Here is a 22,112-nt window from a genome sequence, read left to right as displayed (position 1 = left end):
GCCGCCCCATGCCTGTGACGATCGACATCGACGCGTATGTGAAGGGCGTCCTCGACGGGAAGCGTGCGTACGTGGCGCGCGCCATCACCCTCGTCGAGTCGACCCGGCCCCAGCACCGGGCGTTGGCGCAGGAGTTGCTGACGGAGCTGCTTCCGCACAGCGGGCGGGCCCGGCGGGTCGGCATCAGCGGGGTGCCGGGCGTGGGCAAGTCCACGTTCATCGACGCGCTCGGGGTGATGCTGACCTCGCTCGGGCACCGGGTCGCGGTGCTCGCCGTCGACCCGTCGTCCACCCGCACGGGCGGCTCCATCCTGGGCGACAAGACCAGGATGGAGCGGCTCTCGCTGGATCCCGCCGCCTTCGTACGTCCCTCTCCTTCCGCCGGGACGCTCGGCGGGGTCGCCAAGGCGACGCGGGAGTCGATCGTGGTGATGGAGGCGGCGGGGTACGACGTGGTGCTCGTGGAGACCGTGGGCGTCGGCCAGTCGGAGACGGCGGTCGCGAACATGGTCGACACGTTCCTGCTGCTGACCCTCGCCCGCACGGGTGACCAGCTGCAGGGCATCAAGAAGGGTGTGCTGGAGCTCGCGGACGTCATCGCCGTGAACAAGGCGGACGGGCCGCACGAGCGCGACGCGCGCTCGGCCGCGCGTGAACTCGCGGGCGCCCTCCGCCTCATGCACCCCGCCGACGCGGCATGGACCCCGCCCGTCCTGACGTGCAGTGCCCGTGAGTCGAGCGGTCTGGACACGCTCTGGGAGCGCATCGAGCAGCACCGCGCCCTTCTCGACTCGACCGGCCGCCTCGCCGCCAAGCGCCGCGACCAGCAGGTCGACTGGACGTGGTCGATGGTGCGGGACGAGCTGCTCGGCAGGCTGCGCGGCGACGCGGAGGTGCAGCGGGTGGCCCCGGACCTGGAACAGCGTGTCCGCGAAGGTACGTTGACGGCCACGTCGGCCGCCGAGCGGATCCTCGACGCGTTCCGGACCGACCGCCCCTGACCCAGCCCTCCCCCGCCCCCGAACGGAGCCACCCGCAGCATGCACGCCACGCCCGACGACTCCCCTGTGCTGGTCCGCCGCGAGGGACGCGCCGGACACCTCGTCCCGAACCGGCCCCGGGCCATCAACGCCCTGAACCACGCCATGGTGCGGATCATGGCGGACGCCCTCGACGCCTGGGAGCGGGACGGGGCGGTGGCGACGGTGGTCCTCACCGGTGCCGGGGAGCGCGGGCTGTGCGCGGGCGGCGACATCCGCTCCATCCACGACGACGTCCGCGCGGGCCGTGCGACCGCGTCGGCCGCGTTCTGGCACGATGAGTACCAGCTCAATGCCCGGATCGCCCGCTTCCCGAAGCCGTATGTGGCCGTCATGGACGGCATCGTGATGGGTGGCGGCGTGGGTGTCTCGGCGCACGGCAGTGTGCGGGTGGTCACCGAGCGGTCGCGGGTCGCGATGCCGGAGACCGGCATCGGCTTCGTGCCCGACGTGGGTGGCACGTATCTGTTGACGCGCACGCCCGGTGAGCTCGGCACCCATCTCGCGCTCACCGGCACGGCGGTGGGGGCGGGCGACGCGCTGCTGTGCGGGCTCGCCGACCACTTCGTACCGTCGGAGCGGCTGCGGGAGTTCACCGCAGCGCTCGCCGGGGCGGAGGCGGCCGATGTCGTACGGCAGTACGCGGCCGAGGCCCCCGCCGGTGAGCTGGCCGGGCACCGCGAGTGGATCGACCACTGCTACGCGGCGGACTCCGTCGAGGAGATCGTCGACCGGCTGCACGCCTGCGGCGACCGGCACGCGAAGGAGGCGGCCGAGACGATCCTCGCCAAGTCGCCGACCTCCTTGAAGGTCACGCTGGCCGCGCTGCGCCGGGCTCGTGAACTGCCGTCCCTGGAGGCCGTCCTCGACCAGGAGTACCGCGTCTCCTGTGCCGCGCTGGGCTCGCCCGACCTGCCCGAGGGCATCCGGGCCCAGGTCGTCGACAAGGACCGCAGGCCGCGCTGGTCGCCCGCGGAGCTTGGGCAGGTGACGGAGGCGGACGTCGCCCGCTTCTTCGAGCCGATGGACGGGGACTCGCTGGGCCTGCTCTGACGAGTGCTCGGCGCCCTCGCGGCCGGTTCGCTCTCCCCGTGGGCCCGCTCTCACGGCGGGTCCGTCTCCGTGACCACGGCGAGGAGCTGGAAGGGCAGCTCCCTGTCCCACTGGGCGACGCCGAGGGCGATCCAGCGGCCGTCCACCTGCCACAGGTGCAGATCCGGCACGCAGGAGCTCAAGTGCGCCCACGGCTCCGGTATCTCCTCGTCCGTGTCGCCGAAGTCCACCGCCACGGTGCGCTCGAAGACGCTCGCCAGGCTGAACTTCTGCGGCGGCCCCCAGCGGTCGGCGAGGAGCACGGTCAGCGCGTCGCGCTCGGCCTCGTACTGCTCCTCGGTGGCCTCGCGGCGGGTGCCGTCGTCGTCCCAGAAGGTGTCGCTCGTCAGTAACTCCGCGATGTGGAAACCGGGTCCCCCGGAACCGCTCGGCGACCTGCCGGGCTCGGCGGGGAAGTCCCGGGAGCGCAGCAGGTCGAGCGTGGCGAGATGCTGTGCGGTACTCATGGCGTCCAGACTCATGACATCCAGTAAAGCGGCCGCCACTGACAATCAGTCACGCGTCGCGGCGCCGCACCGCCCACCAGCCGGCGAGGAGCGCGGCGGCCGCCCAGGCCGCGCACACCGCGAGCCCGGCCCACGGGCCGAGGCTCCCGGCCGGGTTCTCGTGCAGCACCTGCTGGCCCGCCTTGTCGGGCAGGTAACCCGCGGCGCCGCTCGCCACGTCGCCGACCACGAAGGAGACGATCAGGGTGAAGGGGATGAGGATGCTCAGGACGGCGACTCCGCTGCGCAGCACGGCCGTCAGGCCGGCCGCGAGGAGTGCCATCAGCGCCAGGTAGACACCGCCGCCGACGCAGGCCCGCACGGCTCCCGGGTGGCCGAGCCCGATCGCGTGGTCCCCCATGAAGGCCTGGCCGGTCAGGAAGGCGGCGAAGGCGGTGGCGAGTCCGGCGAGCAGGGCGAGGCCGCCGACGACCGCCATCTTGGCGCCGTAGAAGAGCCCGCGGCGCGGCACGGCGGCGAGCGAGATCCGCAGGGCGCCGCTCGTGTACTCGGCGGAGACGGCGGTGGCGCCGAAACTGATGGCCGCGATCTGACCGAAGTTGAGGGCGTAGAACGCGTCGAACAGCGGCTCGGCGTCCGCGTCGCCCGCCTCTGCCTGGCCGACCGACGCGAAGGCCAGCGCGGTGACGGCGACGGTGACCGCGAACACGGCGATCAGTGAACCCCAGTTGGACCGCAGGGTCCTGATCTTGATCCACTCGGCGTGGGCCACGGGCAGCACGGTGGTGTTGGACATGCTCAGGCCTCCTGGCGGGACGTGGCAGCGGTGGTCGCCCTGAACTGGGTCTCATCGGCTGTCAGAGCGAGGTACGCCTGCTCCAAGGAGGCCTGTTCGTCGGCGAGTTCGAGGACCGGGATGCCGGCGCCCGCGGCGATGGCGCCGATCTCCTCGGCCCTGGCCCCGTCGACGGTCCACCGGCCGTCCACGGCCTCCCCGAGGGTGTATCCCTTCGCCGACAGGATGCCGCGGAGCCGGTCCGGGTCCGTCGTGCGCACGCGGACCCGCGCGTGGCCGTGTGCCTCGATGAACTCGGGCATGGGGTTGTCCGCGAGGAGCCTGCCGCGGCCGAGGACCACGAGGTGGTCGGCGAAGGTCGCGGTCTCGTTCATGAGGTGGCTGGAGACGAGGACGGTACGGCCCTCCCGCGCCAGGCGCCGCAGCAACTCGCGGATCCAGATGATGCCTTCGGGGTCGAGCCCGTTGGAGGGCTCGTCCAGCAGCACGACCTCGGGGTCGCCCAGGAGGGCTGCCGCGATGCCGAGCCGCTGCCGCATCCCCAGCGAGAACGTCTTGATCCTCTTGTCCGCGACGGACCCGAGCCCCGCCTCGTCGAGGACCTCGCCGACGCGGTGCGCCGGGAGGCGGTTGCTCACCGCGAGGGCGAGGAGGTGGTTGCGGGCGGTGCGCGACCCGTGGGGCGCCTGGGCGTCGAGGAGCGCCCCGACGTGGCGCAGCGGGTCGGTGAGCTCGGTGTAGTGGCGGCCGCCCACCGTGGCCGTGCCCGAGGTGGGGCGGTCGAGGCCGAGGACGAGGCGCATGGTGGTGGACTTGCCCGCGCCGTTGGGGCCGAGGAATCCGGTGACACGGCCCGGGCGGACGCTGAACGTGAGGGCGTCCACGGCGCGGGTCGTGCCGTACTCCTTGGTGAGGTCTTGGACGTCGATGCTGGTCATGGGAGTCAGCCTGGCCGTCGCCGCTGCCCGCGGTCTTCCCCCGCGCGGGGATGCCGTCTCCCCCGCACGGGGGAGCCGCGCGGCCCGTGTCACCTGGCACGATGGCGCAATGCCCGGCTTGCTGAGACCTCTGACGCGTGCGGTCACCTATACGCGGTGGCTGCACCTCCTCATCGGTTCGGGGGTCGCCTGGGTCTGCGGCGCGATCTACCCGGGGCTCTCCAGTCCTTCACGTACCGACTGGCTGTTCGTGCTGCTCGATCCCGTCCCGCTGATGGTGCTCGCGGCCATGGTGCCCGCCGTGCGCCGGGCAGAAGGCCTGCAGGCCCGGATGATGCTGTTTCCCGGCCCGCACGCGACGGAGGGCGACGGGGAGGATCCGGGTATCTCGGTGGCTCCGTCGGCCTCGTGGCGCGACCGGGTCAGGACCGCGGTCTGGCTCGTGTTCCGGCTGGAGGCCGGCTGCGCCATGGTCCTGATGACGGGGCAGCTCATCGGGATGGTCTTCGCGTCTCTCGGCGCGAGCGACGAGCCGGCGGACACCGACGGCCTCCTCCTGCCGGTCGTGAGCGGCTGGGCGGCGCTGCCGCTGGGCGTGCTCCTGGTCCTGGCCGAGTTCGCGATGATCGTCGCGATGGGCCGCCTGCTGGCCCGGGCCGCGCGCCGCCTCCTCGGCCCCTCCCCCGCCGAGCGCCTCGCCGCGCTGGAGGAGCGCACCGAGCAGCTCCTCGAACGCAACCGCATCGCGCGGGAACTGCACGACTCCATCGGTCACGCGCTGACCGTCGCCGTCGTCCAGGCGGGCGCCGCCAGGGCGGCCGCCGACCCGGAGTTCACCGACCGCGCCCTGGAGGCCGTGGAGGAGACGGGCCGGGCCGCGCTGGAGGACCTGGAGCGGGTGCTGCGCGTGCTGCGGGAGGACGGGCGGCCCGCGAGCGCCCGGCCCACCCTCGCCGACGCCGAGCGCCTGCTGGACTCCGCCCGCGCCTCGGGGGCGAAGGTCGACGTCGAGGTGACGGGCCCGGTGGAGCGGGTGCCGGGGCCGGTGTCCCGCGAGGGTTACCGCATGCTCCAGGAGGCGTTGACGAACGTCCTGCGTCACTCGGGTCCGGTGCCGGTGCGCCTGCGGATAGCCGTCGACGACGTCCGTCTGGTCATGAACGTACGCAATGCGCTCCCTCCGAAGTCGGCGGGTGTCACCGGACGCGGCGGCAGCGGGCTGCGCGGTATCAGGGAGCGGGCCACCCTGCTCGGCGGGCGGGCCACGACGGGACCGCACGACGATGAATGGCAGGTGCACGTCGAACTGCCCCTGAAATGATCTACGCTGACCGGATGCCGGTCACAGTGCTCCTCGTCGACGACGAACCCCTCGTGCGCGCGGGCCTGCGCGCCGTCCTGGAGGCGCAGCCCGACATCCGGGTGGTCGGCGAGGCGGCGGACGGCGCGGCGGTCATCCCCCTCGTCCGCGAACTGCGCCCCGACGTGGTCGCCATGGACGTCCGCATGCCGCTGCTCGACGGCATCGAGGCCACGCGCGCGGTGCTGCGCACGGTGCAGGATCCGCCGAAGATCCTGGTGGTGACGACGTTCGAGAACGACGAGTACGTGTACGAGGCGCTGCGCGCGGGCGCCGACGGGTTCCTGCTGAAGCGGGCCAGACCCGCGGAGATCGTGCACGCGGTGCGGCTGGTCGCGGAGGGCGAGTCGCTGCTCTTCCCGCAGGCCGTGCGGCAGCTGGCCGGCGAGTACGGCGGGGAGCGCGGCAATCCGCAGGCGCGGGCCGCCCTGGAGAAGGCGGCGCTGACCGAGCGCGAGGCGGACGTGCTGCGCCTGATGGCGCGCGGGCTGTCGAACGCAGAGATAGCGGCCCGTCTGGTCGTCGGCACGGAGACGGTCAAGTCGCACGTCAGTGCCGTGCTCGCGAAGCTGGGCGCGCGGGACCGGACGCAGGCGGTCATCACCGCGTACGAATCCGGTTTCGTCTCTCCGGGGTGACGGGATGGGAGACGGGATCGGTCACGGGATGAGGGAGTCACGCGGTCCGCGGGCGGGCCCGGCACTCGCCGTCGAACCGTCGTGCGAGTACGATCCGGCCATCATGCGCACGAGCTGGGAGGACGGACGTTGGGGCGGCTGACCGGCGGGGACCCCTCTCTGTTGCGGCGGATCAACTCCGCGGTGGTGCTGCACGCGCTGCGCGCCGCGGACTTGGCGACGCTCACGGAGATCACCCGCGTGACCGGGCTCTCCCGGCCCACCGTCGAGGGGGTCGTCGAGGGGCTCATCGAGGCCGGGCTCGTGGTGGAGTCCGCGGCCGAGGAGGTCGGTGCCCGGCGCCAGGGACGGCCCGCGCGGAAGTTCCGGTTCCGTGCGGAGGCGGGTCATCTGCTCGGTCTGGAGATCGGTCCGCACCGGGTGGCCGCCGTCCTCTCCGATCTGGACGGCAAGGTTCTCGGCACGGCGTCGAAGGGCGTCTCCGAAGAGGCCTCCGCGGACGACCGGCTGGAACGGCTGCGGACCGCGGTCGCCGATCTGCTGCGCCGGGCGGGGATCGCCCGCAGTTCGCTGCGCGCCGTCGGGGTGGGCAGCCCCGGCATCCTGGACGCGGACGGCACGGTGCGGCTGAGCACGGCGCTGCCGGAGTGGACGGGGCTCCAGCTGGGCGAGCGGCTGCGCCGGTCGTTCAAATGCCCTGTCCTGGTGGAGAACGACGCCAACGCCGCCGCTGTGGCCGAGCACTGGAAGGGTGCGGCGACCGACACGGACGACGTGGTGTTCGTCCTGGCGGGGCTGAGCCCGGGTGCGGGGTCGTTGATCGGCGGTCGGCTCCACCGGGGCTTCGGCGGTGCCGCGGGTGAGATCGGCGCGCTGCACCTGCTGGGGCGGGAGGTCACTCCGGAGACGTTGCTCTCCACCACGGGCGAGCCACTGCACCCCCTGGACGAGCCGGCCGTCGCCGAGGTCTTCGCCCACGCGCGTGAGGGCGACGAGCGCGCGCAGGCGGCCGTCGAGCGCTTCATCCAGCGGCTCGTGCACGACGTGGCGGCGCTGGTGCTCGCGCTCGATCCCGAGCTGGTCGTGGTGGGCGGCTGGGCGGCGGGCCTGGACGGCGTCCTGGAACCCCTGCACCGGGAGCTGGCGCGCTACTGTCTGCGGCCTCCGCGGGTCGCCCTGTCCCTGCTCGGCGAGGCTGCGGTGTCGACCGGCGCGCTGAGGCTGGCGCTCGACCACGTCGAGGAGCAGCTTTTCGCCGTCGAGGGGACCGTCACCGCGCGGCGGTGAGGATCCCCTCGAAGGCGGCGGCCGGCGGCCGGACGTCAGGAGGCGTCGTGCTCCGACTCGTGGTGTATCTCCACGCCGCCGGTGTCTCCGAAGGTGAGCCTGCAGGTGTCGGCGCGGTACGTGGCGACGGACACCGCTGCCGTGCGCCCTTCGGCGAAGAAGCGGGTCGTCACGACGAGCACCGGCGCTCCGGGCAGGCGGTCGAGCGCCTTGGCGTCGTCGGCGCGGGCGGAGCCGAGTTCCACGGCCCGGTCCTGACCTTCGAGGCCGTGCCTGGCCAGCTCGCGCAGGACCACACGCGCGCGTGCCGCGCCGGACGGGGCGTCCATGCCGGTCAGTTCGGCGACCGATGACATGGGCACGTACAGCAGCTCGGCGGCTACCGGCTGACCGTTCGAGACGCGGGTGCGGCGCACCACGTGCACCTGCTCGTCCGCGGGGAGCCCCAGCATGCGGGCCACCTCCGCGGGCGGGGCCGCCGGGGCGCAGTCGGCGGGCTGCCAGGCGTCGCCGACCGCGCCCGGCCAGGTGCCCTGCGCGGATCCGACGGCCACACCCATCCGCGGCGGAGCGACGGTTGTGCCCACTCCACGGCGGCGCTGCAGCCTGCCTTCGAGTTCCAGCTGTTCCAGTGCCTGCCGGAGCGTGGCGCGGGCGACACCGAACCGGGCCGCGAGATCGCGCTCGTTCGGCAGGATCTCCCCCACGGCGAATTCGGAGTCGAGCGCCTCACTGAGCACCGTCTTCAGGTGCCAGTACTTCGGCTCCGGCGCCGTTTCGAGCTGCGTGGTCCCCACCCTGTCCTCCGCAATCGCCGTCGACCGGCGGCGTTTTAGCGCCCTTGTTTATTAAAGGTTCCTGCACTATCCCTGCGACCATAGGCCTGCACCCATCCTTGGTCAAGACCAATCCTCGATCCGTTACAGCCTGCACAGGGGTGATGCCACAGAGCATTCATGCGGAGTTCGCACGGGGCCAAGCAGGCGTAATCGGCCACGCGCGCGTGAACGGCCGGCGAAGAGCGCGCGACAGAGCCCCCGCCCTTGCCGGGCGGGGGCTCTGTACTGCGCGAATACGCTTCTGAGGGCGCTCCGGAACCCGGGTTCTACGGAGCGAGCGCCGTGAGCTTGTCCGGATTACGGACGATGTAGACGTCCTGGATGCGACCGTCGGCGACAGCGAACTGGAAGACGCTGTCGGGCTTGCCGTCGATGAGGACGAACAGGGACTCGGCGCCATTGACCTCGATGAAGCGGAATTCCAGCTCGGCCGCGTCCCTGAGCACCCGGGCCGCGGTGTGGTGCAGGAACCTGCCCACCTTGTCGGCGGTCTCCAGGACGCGCAGCGGAGCCTTCGTCTTGCCGCCGCTGTCGCCGACCAGCCGGACGTCCGGCGCGAGGAGGGACAGCAGCCCGTCCAGGTCTCCCTCGGTCGCCGCGGCGAGGAACCGTTCCGTCAGGTCGCGGCGCTCGGCGGGGTCCACCTTGTAGCGGGGCCGGCCCGCGTCGACGTGCTTGCGGGCCCGCCCGGCGAGCTGGCGCACGGAGGCCTCGCCGCGGTCGAGCGTGGCCGCGATCTCGGCGTACGGGAATCCGAAGGCCTCGCGGAGCACGAACACCGCACGCTCCAGCGGCGACAGGGACTCCAGGACCACGAGGACGGCAAGCGAGACGGACTCGGCGAGCACGGCCCGCTCCGCGGTGTCGGGGACCGTCGGCCCGAACTCGGTGACGCAGGGCTCGGGCAGCCACGGCCCCACGTACGCCTCGCGCCGGGACTGCAGGTGGCGCAGCCGGTCGATGGCGAGCCGGGTGGTGACGCGCACCAAGAAGGCGCGGGGTTCGCGCACTTGGTCGTGGTCGGACGCCGACCAGCGCAGCCACGCCTCCTGGACGACGTCCTCCGCGTCGACCACCCGGCCGAGCATGCGGTAGGCGACGCCCATCAGGACTGGTCGGTGCTCTTCAAAGACGTCGGTCATGCTGTCGGTAGCCACCCTCCCATCCCAGCTCACGGGAGCGCGCCTGTCCAGGCACCGCCTTCTCGAACCGGAGCCTCCTGCCTCTTGAACCCGGGGCTACCGAACGGTAATTGTTGCTGACAACGTGTCTAACGCATTCAGGGGCCGTCGCCCGGCGGCGGGAACAGGAGCAATCATGGCCACAGAGGTCTCCTTCGGCGTCGCGTCGCCCGACGGCCCGCACACCGCGACCATCTCCTACGAACGCGCGGGCGCGGGCGAGCCGTTGCTGCTGCTCCACGGCATCGGCCACCACCGGCAGGCCTGGGACCCGGTGTTCGAGATCCTGGCCGCCGAGTACGACGTGATCGCGGTGGATCTGCCGGGGTTCGGCCGCTCGCCCGTTCTGCCGGACGGGCTGGCGTACGGGCTCGCCACGATGGTCCCCGCGCTCGGTGCGATGTGCGAAGCGCTGGGGGTGGAGCGTCCGCACGTGGCGGGCAACTCCCTGGGCGGGCTGCTCGCCCTCGAAATGGCCCGCGAGAAGCTGGTCCGCTCCGTCACCGCCCTCTCCCCCGGCGGCTTCTGGTCACCCGCCGAGCGCCGGTACGCGTTCGCCACGCTCCTCGCCATGCGGCGGGGCGCGCGCATGCTGCCGGTTCCCGCGATAGAGCGGCTGTCGCGCAGCGCGGCCGGGCGCACCGCGCTCACGAGCACCATCTACGCCCGCCCTTGGCGCCGTTCACCGGAGGCCGTCGTCGCCGAGACGCTCGCACTGCGCGAGGCCGCGGGGTTCGCGGCGACACTGACGGCCGGGCGGGACGTCCTCCTCCAGAACGATGTGACGGGCCTGCCGATCACCATCGCCTGGGGCACACGGGACCGGCTGCTCCTGCGCCGGCAGGGAATCCGTGCCAAGCACGCCATCCCCGCCGCGCGGCTGGTCCGGCTCCCCGGCTGCGGACATGTCCCGATGCACGACGACCCGGCCCTCGTCGCCCGCGTCATCCTCGACACCTGCCGCCGCTGACCGGCGCCCGCCGACCACTCCGGAGCCCAGGGCCACCCCGGCACCGACCAGCACACTCCCGGCTGCCTGGGGCATCCCGTACGTGCCGGTGCCGACCAGCGGGGCAGTGCAGGCCGCCGCGACGGGAATGAGGCCGGAGAAGAGCGTGGCCCGCTCGGCACCGATGCGCTGGACTCCCGAGTACCAGAGCACGAATCCGACGACGGTCACGATGACCGCCTGCCACAACAGGGCCGCGCCCTCGGTGCGGTCCGGCCACCGCACGAAGCCGCCGCCGTCGACGGCGAGCCCCAGCACAGCCGATTCGACGGCGGCGACGGCACACACCGTGGTCGCGAGCAGCCTGGGCCCGAGGGGCCGCAGCACGGGGACGGCGAGCACCGCGAAACCGACCTCTCCGAGGAGCGCGCCCACCGAGAACAGGAGCCCCACCGCGTCCGTGCGGCCCCAGCCCTGCACGGTGAACGCCCCTGCGGCCACGAGCAGCGCGCCGTGCAGGACCACCCGCTGGGGCGTGCGCCCTTCCAGGAGCGGCATCAGGAGGGCGACGACGACTGGGGCGCATCCTACGAAGACACCCGGTACGGCAGGTTCCGCCGACCGTTCCGCGGCGAGGATCGCCAGGTTGAAGCCGACCATCCCCACGGCCGCGAGCAGTGCGAGGCGCCCCCACTGGGGACGCGACAGTCGGCGCAGCGCGGCGGTGCCGCGCTTGCCGAGCCAGGGCAGCAGGAGCAGGCAGGCCAGTCCGTAGCGCAGGAACTGGCCGCCCGCGTACGGGTAGTCGCCCAGCAGGCTGTTGGCGGTGAAGGAGCCGCCGACGAGAAGACAGGCGAGGGCCGCGAGGAGCGCCCCGCGTGAGGAGTTCGCGTTCATCCCCCGACGCTAGGAAGCGGGGGCGGTCCCCTTTAAGGTCCACTTCTGCGGCTGGTTAGGGGACCACTTCCGCGACCACCCCCGTGGACCACCTTCATAGACAGCGCTTCCGGAGAGGTGCATCGCACTGACACCAAAGACCCCACGGACAGCACAAGGCACCGACGACGACCGCGCGCCGTGGAGCGCTGCCTGGGAGCTGCTGCTGCCCGCCGCGTCCGCCCCCGCGCGCAGCCGTGGCCGCAGCCTGGCGTCGGCCCTGCGCGAGGCCGTCAGGTCGGGCCGGCTCACGGCGGGGACCCGGCTGCCCTCCAGCCGCGAGCTCGCCGCCGACCTGGGTGTCTCCCGTGGCCTGATCACGGAGGCGTACGAGCAGTTGACGGCGGAGGGCTATCTGCGCAGCGGGCGCGGGGCGGGGACGTGGGTGGGCGACGCGGCGCGGGCCGCCGTGCCCACGGTCCGCGACCTCGCGCCCCGGGACGGCCACGCGCGCGTGGACTTCCTGCCCGGCGTCCCGGACCTGTCCCTCTTCCCCCGCTCCGCGTGGTCCGCCGCCCACCGCCAGGTGCTCGCCGAACTGCCGCACCACGCGCTGGGCTACCCGGACCCGCGCGGCCTGCCGAGGCTGCGTACGGTCCTCGCGGACCTCCTGGCGCGGCGCCGCGGTGTGGTCGCCGATCCGGAGCGCGTCATCGTCTGCTCCGGAGTGGCTCAGGCCATGACGCTGCTGGCGCTGGCGCTCCGCGCGCGTGGGCACACGGCGATCGGTGTCGAGGACCCCGGCAGCCCCGAGCACGCCACGCTGCTCGCCGCGGCGGGCATCACACCGGTGGGCATACCGGTGGACGACGAGGGCGCGGATCCCGTGGCACTGCGGGAGCGGGGCGTACGCGCGGTCGTCACCACCCCCGCCCACCAGTTCCCCTCGGGCATCGGCTACTCGGCCGGGCGCCGTACCGATCTCCTGGAGTGGGCACGGTCCGTCGACGGGCTGATCATCGAGGACGACTACGACGGGGACTTCCGTTACGACCGCGCCCCGGTGGGTGCCCTGCAGGGACTCGACCCCGTACGTGTCGCCTACACCGGGTCGGTCAGCAAATCGCTCGCTCCGGGGCTGCGGCTCGGCTGGCTGCTGGTGCCGGACGGTCTCGCCGCCGAGGTCGTCGAGCGCAAGCGGGTGATGGACCTGGGCAATCCGGCCCTCGACCAGGAGCTCCTTGCCCGGTTCGTGGAACGGGGCGACTACGACCGGCAGTTGCGCCGCTGCCAGCGCGCCTACCGGGAGCGCCGGGACACCCTGGTGGCCGCCCTGCACGAGCACTTCCCCGGTGTGCGGGTCACCGGCATCGCCGCCGGCCTGCATGTCATCGCCCGGCTGCCGGGCCGCTGGGGGCCGCAGGACGCCTTCCTGGCGCGGGCGGCGGCGGCCGGCGTCGCGGTCCGGCCCCTGAGCGACTACGGCATGCCGACCCCCTCCCTCGACGGAGGCGGAGTCCCCGAAGGCGCCCCTGTCGACGGGATCCACCTGGTCCTCGGTTACGCGCACCTCTCACCGGCCCGGATCGCCGACGGGGTGCGCCTGCTGGCGGAGGCGGTCGGGAAGGCTCAGGGAGCTCAGGAGTTGGACCACGCGCGCGTGCAGAGCACCAGGCGGTAGCCGTCCGGGTCCTCGACGGTGACGCCCCACTCGTTCCAGTAGGGGTTGGGCGACAGGACCCGCTTTCCGCCCTGCTCCTCAAGGCTCGCCACCAGCTCGTCGGGAACCTCCCCGTCGACGTACACGACGAGCAGGTCCTCCTCGGTGGGGCTCGGCTGCACGGGAGCTGCCGCCTCGTGGACGAGTTCGAGGTGCCAGGACGCGTCGGGCCACCCCACCATGAGCAGGTCGTGCTCGCCAGGAGCGCCGCCGCCCTCCGCCCGGTACACCACGCTCAGCCCCAGCCCGTCGACCCAGAACCGCTCGGCGGCCGCCAGGTCACGGGACGGACGGGCGATACGGATGTGGCTCTGACCGTTGACCGGCACGGCACTCCCCCTTCGCTACGGCACGCCCGGTGACGTGCTCAGGTGCCGAGCGTAGGCAGTCGTGGATCTTGCGGCCATCGGTCGTACGTCCCGGCCCTCCGTCCCCGCGACGTACGACCGCGGCCCTAGGCCGAGACACCCCCCGCCTCGGTTCGTACCGTCTCCGCGCGGCGGTTCCCCTCCGCCCGTGGGGAGTTGTTCACTTGTGGTTCGCGTGGACGCTGTGGCGCGGTACCGGCCGGGCTCCCGCACACTGGTCGCACCCGTCAACTGGAGGCGCATTCATGTCGCAACGTCAGCCGAGCCCGTCCCCCCGCCGCCGCAGCGTGCTGCGCGGTTCGCTCGCCGTACCGGCGGCGCTCGCCGTGCCCGCACTGGCCGGGGCGGCTCCCTCGCTCGCGCTCTCGGGACGCCCGAAGGCCGCGTGGGGTGTGCAGGCAGGCGACGTGAGCGCTCACTCGGGACTCGTGTGGGTCCGCTCCGACCGTCCGGCGCGGATGATCGTGGAGACGTCGGCCACCGAGTCGTTCCGCAACCCCCGCCGATGGCACGGCCCGCTGCTCGGCCCGGACACGGACTTCACGGGGACGACACCGCTGCGCGGCCTGCCCGCGGGCGAGCAGATCCACTACCGGGTGCTGCTCACCGACCCCGACGACCCGCGTCGTGCGGGCAAGCCCGTCGAGGGCACGTTCCGCACGGCGCCCAGGAGCCGCAAGGAGGACGTGCGCTTCCTGTGGTCGGGCGACATCGCGGGCCAGGGCTGGGGCATCAACCCCGACCGGGGCGGCTTCCGCGTCTTCGAGGAGATGCGCGGGCGGCACCCGGACTTCTTCCTGTGCAGCGGCGACAACATCTACGCCGACGGCCCCATCCTGCCGAGCGTCACGCTGCCCGACGGCACCGTGTGGCGGAACGTCACGACGGAGGAGAAGTCCAAGGTCGCCGAGTCCCTGGCGGAGTTCCGCGGCGCGTTCCGCTACAACCTGCTCGACGAGAACGTCAGACGGTTCAACGCCCAGGTACCGTCCATCATCCAGTGGGACGACCACGAGGTGCGCAACAACTGGTACCCGGGGCAGATCCTGGACGACCCCCGGTACACGGAGAAGAACGTGGACGTCCTCGCGGGCCGCTCCTTGCGGGCCTTCAGCGAGTACTTCCCGATCTCGACCCTGCCGCCGGGCGACGAGGACGGCCGGGTGTACCGGGTGCGGCGGCACGGCCCGCTCCTGGACGTGTTCGTGCTCGACATGCGCACCTACCGCAACGCCAACTCGCCCAACCGGCAGCCCGACGACGCCACCGGCATCCTCGGCGCCCGCCAGCTGGCCTGGCTCAAGCGCGAGCTGTCCCGCTCCCGGGCGGTGTGGAAGGTCATCGCCTCCGACATGCCGCTGGGCATCGTCGTGCCCGACGGCAGGACGAACTTCGAGGCCGTGGCGCAGGGCGATCCCGGCGCGCCGCTGGGCCGCGAGCTGCAGATCGCCGACCTGCTGCGGCACATCAAGCACCGTAAGATCACGGGCACGCTGTGGCTGACGGCCGACGTGCACTACACCTCCGCGCAGCACTACGACCCGTCGCGTGCGGCGTTCAAGGACTTCGCGCCGTTCTGGGAGTTCGTGTCCGGGCCGCTCGCCGCGGGCGGTTTCCCCGCCACGAAACTCGACGCGACGTTCGGCCCCGAGCAGAAGTTCCGCAAGGCTCCGAGCCGGGCGAACACCTCGCCGGCCGAGACCCCGCAGTACTTCGGCGAGGTCGACATCGACGGCGGCAGCGGCGAGTTGACGGTGCGGCTGCGGCAGGAGGGCGGCGGCGTGCTGTTCAGCAAGGTGCTGCAGCCGGGTCGGGTGGGGCAGTAGCGCTGGCCCAATTGCCGCCAAAGGGGCAGATGACCTCTTTACCCATCAGTCACAGAGCGTTCGTGATCACGAAACACCGGTCCAGCACAGTGAACATATGAGAGCTGACATGCCTGACGTGACACGGACCAAGCACGGCCGCCCCGTCCATCACTGGCGGCGCGACGTGGTCGAGCTGGCGGCCCTGTTCACCGCCGTCGCGGTCGCCGACGCCGTGGCGAACATGGTGGGGCACGGGCCCGACGGCCCCGCCCTGCTGCTCGTGTCGGCCGTGGTGCTGCTCGCCACGGCCGGCTTCCACATCTGGTGGGCGCGACGCCACAACCACGCGCCGCCGCCGGCGCACGATACCGTCGCCCGGCCGCCCGCGGACGCGGAGCAGGCCGGGCGCACGACGACCACCCCGGCGCCTGCCATCGCACCATCCGCGGAACCGGTGCAGCCGGGCGAGACCATCCTGTGGCGCATGCGTACGACCGTGCGGGACGAGCCGGGCTCGCTGGCCTCGCTGTGCGTGACCCTCGCCGACCGCCGCATCGACATCCTCAGCCTGCAGGCCCACCCGCTGGCCGAGGGCACCGTCGACGAGTTCCTGCTGCGTGCGCCCGCCGAGCTGGCCGCCGCCGAGATCACGCGGTCGATCGCCGGGGCGGGCGGCACGGGCACCTGGATCGAGCGCGCCGACACCCACGACCTGGTGGACGCGCCCACCCGCATCCTCGGCCTCGCCACCCGCACCGCGCTCGACGCGGCCGAACTCCCCCTGGCGCTGCGCCACCTCCTGGGTCGCTGCACCATCCGCTCGCTGCCCGCGACGTCGCGGCCGAAGCCCCGGCAGGACGAGATCACGCCGCCGGACGGGACCCCGGTCGACGGCGTACTCGACGGGACCGTACTGCGTCTGAACGGCCCCGACGGCGAGGTCATCACCGTCGAGCGGCCCTACCTGCCGTTCACGCCCACGGAGTTCGCCCGCGCCCGGGCCCTCGTGGAGCTCGACACCCGGCTCGGCCCGCGCATCCCCCGGAGCCAGGACGTCCTGACCCTGCCGGAGGGCAACTCCATCACCGTGCAGCGGGCCGACACGTCGGACATCGAGGCCGCCAAGGCCATGCACGAGCGCTGCTCGCGGCGCACGCTGGACATGCGCTACCACGGTCCCGTGCACGACGCCGACCGCTATCTCAACCACCTCCTCAGCCCCCGGTTCGGCCGCACGCTCGCGGTGCGGACCGCGTCCGGGCGGATCGTCGGCATCGGCCACCTCCTCTGGGACGGCGACGAGACCGAGGTGGCGCTGCTCGTCGAGGACGACTGGCAGCGCCGCGGCATCGGCACCCAGCTGCTCGGCCGCCTGGTGACGATGGCGGTCGAGGCGGGCTGCGAGAGCGTGTACGCGGTGACGCGGGCGTCCAACACCGGCATGGTGGCCGCGATGCGCGGGCTCGGCCTGCCGCTCGACTACCAGATCGAGGAGGGCACGCTGGTGATCACGGCCCGTCTCGACCCCACGCCGGTCAGCTCGCGGCCGCCGTACGACCACGCGCAGCGCCCCTGAGGCCCTCGGCGGCCGTGGCGCTCGCGGTCCCGGTGGCCACCGGCGCGGGGATGGTGACCTGGGCGGGGCCGAGCGCCCGGTCCAGGTCGCGCCACAGGTCCTCGACGTCCTCCAGGCCGCACGACATCCGCAGCAGCCGGTCGCTCACGCCGGCCGAGCGCCGGTCCGCGGCGTCCACCACGCGGTGGCTGATGGACGCGGGGTGCTGGATGAGGGAGTCGACGCTGCCGAGGCTGACCGCCGGGGTGATCAGCCGTACGCCGGCGATCACCGCGTGCGGGTCGCCGCGCACTTCGAAGGCGACCATGGCGCCGCCGAGGCGCGGGTAGTGGACGCGGTCCACGCGCGGGTCGGCGGCGAGGCGGCGCGCCAGTTCCGCCGCGGTCGCCGAAGCGGCCCGCACCCGGACCGGCAGCGTGGCCAGGCCGCGCAACAACAGGTAACCGGCGAGGGGGTGCAGCACCCCGCCCGTGGCGAACCGCACCTGGCGCAGCCCGCGCGCGAGCTCCTCGTCGCACGCGACCACTCCCCCGAGGACGTCGCCGTGCCCGCCCAGGTACTTCGTGGCGCTGTGCAGCACGAGCCGGGCGCCGCTCTCCGCGGGACGCTGCAGTACCGGCGTCGCGAAGGTGTTGTCGGCGAGCAGCGGCACCGTGCCGCACGCGCGGACGACCTCGGCCAGGTCGAGTTCGGCGAGGGTGGGGTTGGCGGGCGACTCGACCATGACCAGGCCGGTGTCGGGGCGGATGGCGTCGGCGATGCCCTCCGGGTCCACCCAGGTCACCTCCGTGCCGACGAGGCCGGCGGTGAGCAGGTGGTCGCTGCACCCGTACAGGGGCCGGACGGCCACGACGTGGCGCAGTCGCGCCGATCCTCGTACGAGAAGCACCGCGGTCAGGGCCGCCATGCCGCTCGCGAACGCGACCGCGCTCTCGGTGCCTTCGAGCCGGGCGAGGGCGGTCTCGAAGCGGGCGACGGTCGGGTTGCCGAGCCGGGCGTAGACCGGCGGCCCGTCGTCGACGACGCCTTCGGCGGCGAAGGCGTCGATGCGGGCGGCCTCCGCCCGGCTGTCACGGGAGGGATAGGTCGTGGAGAGGTCGATGGGCGGGGCATGCAGACCCATTTCGGCCAGGTCGTCCCGTCCCGCGTGCACGGCTTCGGTGGCCAGAGCACGCGGTGGTGCCGTCCTGTCGACCGAGGGCTTGTGCGGTGCTTTCCCGGTGTTCGCTTCCATGCGGCACAGGCTGAACAACGACCGGGTGTGGTGGCCCAGGTCCCGTGCTACGTTCGGCCGATGGCCGATTCCGTCGCACTGGACCCGGTGGACCTCCACATCCTGCGTCTGCTGCAGAACGACGCCCGGACCACCTACCGCGAGCTCGCCGCGCAGGTCGGTGTCGCGCCGTCCACCTGCCTCGACCGCGTGACGCGGCTGCGGCGGTCGGGGGTGATTCTCGGACATCTGTTGCGGCTCGACCCGGCGAAGCTCGGGCGCGGGGTCGAGGCGCTCCTCTCCGTGCAGGTGCGGCCGCACCGCCGGGATCTCGTGGGCCCTTTCGTGGAGCGTGTGCGGGCGCTGCCCGAGTCCCTGTCCCTGTTCCACCTCACGGGGCCCGAGGACTTTCTGGTGCACGTGGCGGTGGCCGGTCCTGCGGATCTGCAGCGGCTCGTCCTCGACGAGTTCACCGCGCGGCGCGAAGTGGCGCGCGTGGAGACCCGGTTGATCTTTCAGCAGTGGTCGTGCGGTCCGCTCCTGCCGCCCGACGCCCCCCAGGATCCGCCGGAGGAATCATGGTGACGCGCACCCGTTCCTCGTACGAGGATGTCCGCATGTCAGCCACGAAGAACCCGCATCCGAACACCGGCCCCCTGCCCCGCGCCGTCGCCGACGCGTACGTCGACGAGCTCATCGCCCTCGACCCCATCACGGGCACCTATCTCGGAGTGAAGGAGAGCAACAGCAAGCTCCCCGACACCTCCCCCGAGGGCCAGGAGGCGCTGGCGCGGCTGGCGCGCACGACCCTGGCACGGCTGGACGAGGCCGAGGCGCGGCCTGGCGCGGACAGCGACGTCGAGCGCCGCTGCGGCCGCCTGCTGCGGGAGCGGCTCACCGCCCAGCTGGCCGTGCACGAGGCCGGGGAAGGGCTGCGCGCCGTCGGCAACCTGCACACGATGCCGCACCAGGTGCGGGAGATCTTCACCGTGTCCCCCACGGACACGGAGGAGGACTGGGTGGCGATCGCCGAGCGCCTGCGTGCCGTACCCGCCGCCCTGGAGGGCTACCGCGCATCGCTCGAACTCGGCCTCGACCAGAAGCTGTTCGGGGCGCCGCGCCCCACCGAAACCTTCATCGGGCAGCTCACCGAATGGGCGGGGGAAGCCGGCGGCGCCGCGAGCGGGCGCGGCTGGTTCGAGGACTTCGCGGCCGCGGGCCCCGACGCGCTGCGCGCCGACCTGGACGCCGCGGCGCTGGGCGCCACCGAGTCCGTCGTGGCGCTGCGCGACTGGATGCGCGACGTCTACGCGCCCGCGATCCAGGGCTCCCCCGACACCGTGGGCCGCGAGCGCTACGCCCGCCTCTCCCGTGATTTCAACGGCACCGATCTGGACCTCGACGAGGCGTACGCGTACGGCTGGTCGGAGTACCACCGACTGCTCGCCGAGATGCGGACCGAGGCCGAGAAGATCCTGCCCGGCGCGGCCACTCCATGGGTGGCGCTCGCCCACCTGGACGAGCACGGGGCGCACATCGAGGGCGTCGACGAGGTCCGGGTCTGGCTGCAGGAACTGATGGACGAGGCCATCGACGCGTTGGACGGCACTCACTTCGAACTGGCCGAGCGGGTACGGAAGGTGGAGTCCCACATCGCGCCGCCCGGCGGGGCCGCCGCCCCGTACTACACGGGCCCGTCCGAGGACTTCTCGCGCCCCGGCCGCACCTGGCTGCCGACGATGGGCGAGACCCGCTTCCCGGTCTACGACCTCGTCTCCACCTGGTACCACGAGGGCGTGCCGGGCCACCACCTCCAGCTCGCCCAGTGGGCGCACGTCGCGGAGAACCTCTCCCGCTACCAGGCGACCGTCGGCATCGTCAGCGCCAACGCCGAGGGCTGGGCGCTGTACGCGGAGCGCCTCATGGACGAGCTCGGCTTCCTGACCGACCCCGAGCGCAGGCTCGGCTATCTGGACGCGCAGATGATGCGCGCGCTGCGGGTCATCGTCGACATCGGCATGCACCTGGAACTGGAGATCCCCGGGGACTCCCCCTTCCGTCCCGGCGAGCGCTGGACGCCCGACCTCGCCCAGGAGTTCTACGACGCCCACTGCGGCCGCCCCACGGACTATGTGGCGAGCGAGATGACCCGCTACCTCACCATTCCGGGCCAGGCCATCGGCTACAAGCTGGGCGAGCGCGCCTGGCTGCTCGGCCGGGAGAACGCGCGGCGTCGGCACGGCGACGCGTTCGACGCCAAGGCATGGCACATGGGCGCGCTGTCGCAGGGCTCCCTGGGCCTCGACGATCTGGTCGCCGAATTGTCCGAGCTGTGAGCACCGCGTTCCTCTTCCCGACCGACCCCCTGCGCGCCGCGCGGCCCGACCCCGAGTTCGCACCGGAGGTCACGGCCGCGCGCGCGACCGGCGCCGAGGTCGCCCTCGTCGACCATGACGCGCTCATGTCCGGCGACATGGCTCGCGCCGTCGGACGGGTTCTGCGCGGGTCGGGCCCCTACTGGTACCGGGGGTGGATGGTGCCGGTCGCGCGCTACGAAGAGCTGGAGCAGGCTCTCGCGGCGCGCGGCTGCGCCCTGCTCACGGGATCCGGCGCATACGGTCGAGCCCACGAACTACCTGGCTGGTACGCCACATTGGAGCGGGCTTCACTCACGCCCCGCAGCGTCTGGTGCGCGGCGACTCCGGGCGAGCCGCCTTCGGCCGAGCGGCTCACGGAACTCGTGGCGCCGCTCGGCCCCGGCCCGGGCATCGTCAAGGACTACGTCAAGTCCCGCAAGCACGAGTGGGACGAGGCGTGCTTCGTACCCGAACTGGCCGACAGCACACGGCTGTCCGCGGTGGTCGACCGCTTCTTCGCACTGCAGGAGGAGACCCTCGCGGGCGGGTTGGTGGTACGCGCCTATGAGCCGTTCGTCGCGGGAGGCGAGGCTCGCGTGTGGTGGCTGGACGGAGAAGCGCTCCTCGTGACCGCCCACCCGGACACCCCGGACCGGACCCCCGCGCCCGAACTCGACGCCGTGCGCGAGGCGGTGGCGGCGCTCGCCTGCCGCTTCGTGACGACGGACCTCGCGCTGCACACGGACGGCCGGTGGCGGGTCGTGGAGGTGGGCGACGGGCAGGTCAGCGGGTTGCCGCGGAGGGCTGGGGCCGGGGCCGCCATGCCCACCGCCGCGCTGTACGCCGGCCTGGCGGGGGTCCCGGCGGGTCCGGTCGAGGACGTCTCACCGGGTCCGGGCTAGGGCGCACGGTCGTCTGCTGGGGGCGGCTCAAGGATCGCCCATGTGAAGCCGACGCGACAGCGCCTGTCTACAGCGAGGCCTTCCGCTCTTCGGGCTTGAGGCCACGGAGGGTCCAAAGCCCATACAGAGCCAGCAGCGGCTTGCCCATCAGCCACTCACCAGGACGGTAGTCATCCGCTCGCACGAGCCTCTCAGCGAGATCAGGGCGCTGCCGCCGCAAATACGCACGGGCTTTGAGCGCGTGAGCTGGTTGCGAGGCGATCTTGATGCGGTCGACATCCTCAAGCAACGGGATCACGTTCGAGATGTTCTCCCATGTCGTCGCGCTCCGGTCTTCGAGACGCACTGCGCCATCGAACCCGAGCGCCGACTTCGCGTAGTCAGCCATCAGCTGGGCTTCCGCAGCGGAGCTGCCGGTCGCACCACCGCTGAAGATCACGATAGTGCCTCGCACGCCGTCAGCGGCAACGGAACGGATTCCAGCACGAACGCGCCAGCGGTTGATGAAGTTCGCCGTCGATTGTGGGTTCCTGTAGCCCAATACGACCACGGCTTCTGATGCGCCCCCGCTGCTCCCCACAAGGGCTCGGGACCAGCGCCAGTTCAACCACTCGCCCCAGGCCAGGGCCGCGGCCCCGGCCATCGCCAGCCCCGTTCTTCGTCGCATGCGGCGACTCTAGGGCATCCTCGTATTGGGCAGCGGAG

20 protein-coding genes and 1 pseudogene are annotated in these 22,112 nt (G+C 72.7%); 12 read left to right on the top strand and 9 right to left on the bottom strand.

Going from position 1 to position 22,112, the window contains the following annotated elements; all coding sequences use genetic code 11:
- Positions 1-8: 8 nt before the first annotated feature.
- Both meaB and AB0H82_RS04495 read left to right on the top strand, forming a co-directional pair.
- On the top strand, positions 9-1,001 hold the full coding sequence (meaB, locus tag AB0H82_RS04500) for a methylmalonyl Co-A mutase-associated GTPase MeaB (protein WP_362988686.1): 993 nt from the start codon (positions 9-11) through the stop codon (positions 999-1,001).
- A gap of 39 nt (positions 1,002-1,040) precedes the next feature.
- The gene (locus AB0H82_RS04495; RefSeq protein WP_362988684.1) at positions 1,041-2,093 is read left to right on the top strand and encodes an enoyl-CoA hydratase/isomerase family protein; all 1,053 of its coding nucleotides are present in this window, start codon (positions 1,041-1,043) and stop codon (positions 2,091-2,093) included.
- Between the two features lie 50 nt (positions 2,094-2,143).
- On the opposite strand, the gene AB0H82_RS04490 is transcribed toward AB0H82_RS04495, so the two are convergent.
- The 3 genes from AB0H82_RS04490 to AB0H82_RS04480 are packed head-to-tail and all read right to left on the bottom strand — an operon-like array spanning position 2,144 to position 4,333.
- Positions 2,144-2,599, bottom strand: a complete 456-nt coding sequence (locus tag AB0H82_RS04490) for a hypothetical protein (RefSeq protein ID WP_362988682.1) — start codon at positions 2,597-2,599, stop codon at positions 2,144-2,146.
- A gap of 49 nt (positions 2,600-2,648) precedes the next feature.
- Positions 2,649-3,395, bottom strand: a complete 747-nt coding sequence (locus tag AB0H82_RS04485; protein ID WP_362988680.1) for an ABC transporter permease — start codon at positions 3,393-3,395, stop codon at positions 2,649-2,651.
- Between the two features lie 2 nt (positions 3,396-3,397).
- Entirely contained in the window at positions 3,398-4,333 is a 936-nt protein-coding gene (locus AB0H82_RS04480) for an ATP-binding cassette domain-containing protein (protein WP_362988678.1), read from the bottom strand.
- Between the two features lie 109 nt (positions 4,334-4,442).
- Here AB0H82_RS04480 and AB0H82_RS04475 point away from each other — a divergent pair, with 109 nt between their 5' ends.
- From AB0H82_RS04475 to AB0H82_RS04465, 3 genes are all read left to right on the top strand, one after another.
- Entirely contained in the window at positions 4,443-5,654 is a 1,212-nt protein-coding gene (locus AB0H82_RS04475; RefSeq protein ID WP_362988676.1) for a histidine kinase, read from the top strand.
- Positions 5,655-5,668: 14 nt separating this feature from the next.
- Positions 5,669-6,331, top strand: a complete 663-nt coding sequence (locus AB0H82_RS04470) for a response regulator transcription factor (protein ID WP_362988674.1) — start codon at positions 5,669-5,671, stop codon at positions 6,329-6,331.
- 129 nt (positions 6,332-6,460) lie between these two features.
- Positions 6,461-7,618 (top strand): ROK family transcriptional regulator, encoded by a 1,158-nt coding sequence (locus tag AB0H82_RS04465; protein ID WP_362988672.1) that lies wholly within the window; start codon positions 6,461-6,463, stop codon positions 7,616-7,618.
- 35 nt (positions 7,619-7,653) lie between these two features.
- On the opposite strand, the gene AB0H82_RS04460 is transcribed toward AB0H82_RS04465, so the two are convergent.
- Both AB0H82_RS04460 and AB0H82_RS04455 read right to left on the bottom strand, forming a co-directional pair.
- Positions 7,654-8,415: a GntR family transcriptional regulator gene (locus tag AB0H82_RS04460; protein ID WP_362988670.1), complete on the bottom strand. Its 762-nt coding sequence runs from the start codon at positions 8,413-8,415 to the stop codon at positions 7,654-7,656.
- 308 nt (positions 8,416-8,723) lie between these two features.
- Complete coding sequence (locus AB0H82_RS04455; RefSeq protein WP_362988668.1) at positions 8,724-9,614, bottom strand: RNA polymerase sigma-70 factor; 891 nt, start codon at positions 9,612-9,614, stop codon at positions 8,724-8,726.
- Between the two features lie 160 nt (positions 9,615-9,774).
- On the opposite strand from AB0H82_RS04455, the gene AB0H82_RS04450 reads away from it, so the two are divergent.
- Positions 9,775-10,608: an alpha/beta hydrolase gene (locus AB0H82_RS04450; RefSeq protein ID WP_362988666.1), complete on the top strand. Its 834-nt coding sequence runs from the start codon at positions 9,775-9,777 to the stop codon at positions 10,606-10,608.
- 39 nt (positions 10,609-10,647) lie between these two features.
- Here the strand turns inward: AB0H82_RS04450 and AB0H82_RS04445 are convergent.
- Positions 10,648-11,484, bottom strand: a pseudogene (locus tag AB0H82_RS04445) (DMT family transporter); the annotation flags it as partial.
- Positions 11,485-11,683: 199 nt separating this feature from the next.
- Here AB0H82_RS04445 and AB0H82_RS04440 point away from each other — a divergent pair.
- Entirely contained in the window at positions 11,684-13,144 is a 1,461-nt protein-coding gene (locus tag AB0H82_RS04440; protein WP_362988838.1) for a PLP-dependent aminotransferase family protein, read from the top strand.
- On the opposite strand, the gene AB0H82_RS04435 is transcribed toward AB0H82_RS04440, so the two are convergent.
- Positions 13,102-13,512 (bottom strand): VOC family protein, encoded by a 411-nt coding sequence (locus AB0H82_RS04435; protein ID WP_362988664.1) that lies wholly within the window; start codon positions 13,510-13,512, stop codon positions 13,102-13,104. The genes AB0H82_RS04440 and AB0H82_RS04435 overlap by 43 nt on opposite strands.
- A gap of 284 nt (positions 13,513-13,796) precedes the next feature.
- On the opposite strand from AB0H82_RS04435, the gene AB0H82_RS04430 reads away from it, so the two are divergent.
- Positions 13,797-15,377, top strand: a complete 1,581-nt coding sequence (locus AB0H82_RS04430; protein WP_362988662.1) for an alkaline phosphatase D family protein — start codon at positions 13,797-13,799, stop codon at positions 15,375-15,377.
- A 109-nt stretch (positions 15,378-15,486) separates the two neighbouring features.
- The gene (locus AB0H82_RS04425; RefSeq protein WP_362988660.1) at positions 15,487-16,935 is read left to right on the top strand and encodes a GNAT family N-acetyltransferase; all 1,449 of its coding nucleotides are present in this window, start codon (positions 15,487-15,489) and stop codon (positions 16,933-16,935) included.
- On the opposite strand, the gene AB0H82_RS04420 is transcribed toward AB0H82_RS04425, so the two are convergent.
- The gene (locus AB0H82_RS04420) at positions 16,895-18,169 is read right to left on the bottom strand and encodes a PLP-dependent transferase (protein WP_362988658.1); all 1,275 of its coding nucleotides are present in this window, start codon (positions 18,167-18,169) and stop codon (positions 16,895-16,897) included. The genes AB0H82_RS04425 and AB0H82_RS04420 overlap by 41 nt on opposite strands.
- A gap of 60 nt (positions 18,170-18,229) precedes the next feature.
- Between AB0H82_RS04420 and AB0H82_RS04415 the strand changes: the two genes are divergently transcribed.
- From AB0H82_RS04415 to AB0H82_RS04405, 3 genes are read left to right on the top strand one after another with little or no spacing between them, the layout of a single operon-like run.
- Complete coding sequence (locus AB0H82_RS04415; RefSeq protein ID WP_362988656.1) at positions 18,230-18,733, top strand: Lrp/AsnC family transcriptional regulator; 504 nt, start codon at positions 18,230-18,232, stop codon at positions 18,731-18,733.
- Between the two features lie 32 nt (positions 18,734-18,765).
- A complete protein-coding gene (locus AB0H82_RS04410) occupies positions 18,766-20,484 on the top strand; it encodes a DUF885 domain-containing protein (protein WP_362988654.1) in 1,719 nt (572 codons plus the stop codon).
- Entirely contained in the window at positions 20,481-21,407 is a 927-nt protein-coding gene (locus tag AB0H82_RS04405) for an ATP-grasp domain-containing protein (RefSeq protein WP_362988652.1), read from the top strand. Before AB0H82_RS04410 ends, AB0H82_RS04405 begins: the two co-directional genes overlap by 4 nt.
- Positions 21,408-21,474: 67 nt before the next feature.
- On the opposite strand, the gene AB0H82_RS04400 is transcribed toward AB0H82_RS04405, so the two are convergent.
- Positions 21,475-22,074: a YdcF family protein gene (locus AB0H82_RS04400; RefSeq protein WP_362988650.1), complete on the bottom strand. Its 600-nt coding sequence runs from the start codon at positions 22,072-22,074 to the stop codon at positions 21,475-21,477.
- Between the last annotated feature and the right edge of the window lie 38 nt (positions 22,075-22,112).

This window comes from Streptomyces sp. NPDC050732 (assembly GCF_040654255.1).
Taxonomy (GTDB): Bacteria; Actinomycetota; Actinomycetes; order Streptomycetales; family Streptomycetaceae; genus Streptomyces.
Note: the sequence above shows the minus strand (reverse complement) of the source record. Positions and strands in the feature narration are given on the sequence as shown.

What these genes read in the sequence shown, in the direction of transcription:
- meaB (WP_362988686.1), top strand. Translation starts at nt 9, where the DNA reads ATGCCTGTGACGATCGACATCGACGCGTATGTGAAGGGCGTCCTCGAC.
- AB0H82_RS04495 (WP_362988684.1), top strand. Translation starts at nt 1,041, where the DNA reads ATGCACGCCACGCCCGACGACTCCCCTGTGCTGGTCCGCCGCGAGGGA.
- AB0H82_RS04490 (WP_362988682.1), bottom strand. Translation starts at nt 2,599, where the DNA reads ATGAGTACCGCACAGCATCTCGCCACGCTCGACCTGCTGCGCTCCCGG.
- AB0H82_RS04485 (WP_362988680.1), bottom strand. Translation starts at nt 3,395, where the DNA reads ATGTCCAACACCACCGTGCTGCCCGTGGCCCACGCCGAGTGGATCAAG.
- AB0H82_RS04480 (WP_362988678.1), bottom strand. Translation starts at nt 4,333, where the DNA reads ATGACCAGCATCGACGTCCAAGACCTCACCAAGGAGTACGGCACGACC.
- AB0H82_RS04475 (WP_362988676.1), top strand. Translation starts at nt 4,443, where the DNA reads ATGCCCGGCTTGCTGAGACCTCTGACGCGTGCGGTCACCTATACGCGG.
- AB0H82_RS04470 (WP_362988674.1), top strand. Translation starts at nt 5,669, where the DNA reads ATGCCGGTCACAGTGCTCCTCGTCGACGACGAACCCCTCGTGCGCGCG.
- AB0H82_RS04450 (WP_362988666.1), top strand. Translation starts at nt 9,775, where the DNA reads ATGGCCACAGAGGTCTCCTTCGGCGTCGCGTCGCCCGACGGCCCGCAC.
- AB0H82_RS04430 (WP_362988662.1), top strand. Translation starts at nt 13,797, where the DNA reads ATGTCGCAACGTCAGCCGAGCCCGTCCCCCCGCCGCCGCAGCGTGCTG.
- AB0H82_RS04425 (WP_362988660.1), top strand. Translation starts at nt 15,487, where the DNA reads ATGCCTGACGTGACACGGACCAAGCACGGCCGCCCCGTCCATCACTGG.
- AB0H82_RS04420 (WP_362988658.1), bottom strand. Translation starts at nt 18,169, where the DNA reads ATGGAAGCGAACACCGGGAAAGCACCGCACAAGCCCTCGGTCGACAGG.
- AB0H82_RS04415 (WP_362988656.1), top strand. Translation starts at nt 18,230, where the DNA reads ATGGCCGATTCCGTCGCACTGGACCCGGTGGACCTCCACATCCTGCGT.
- AB0H82_RS04410 (WP_362988654.1), top strand. Translation starts at nt 18,766, where the DNA reads ATGTCAGCCACGAAGAACCCGCATCCGAACACCGGCCCCCTGCCCCGC.
- AB0H82_RS04400 (WP_362988650.1), bottom strand. Translation starts at nt 22,074, where the DNA reads ATGCGACGAAGAACGGGGCTGGCGATGGCCGGGGCCGCGGCCCTGGCC.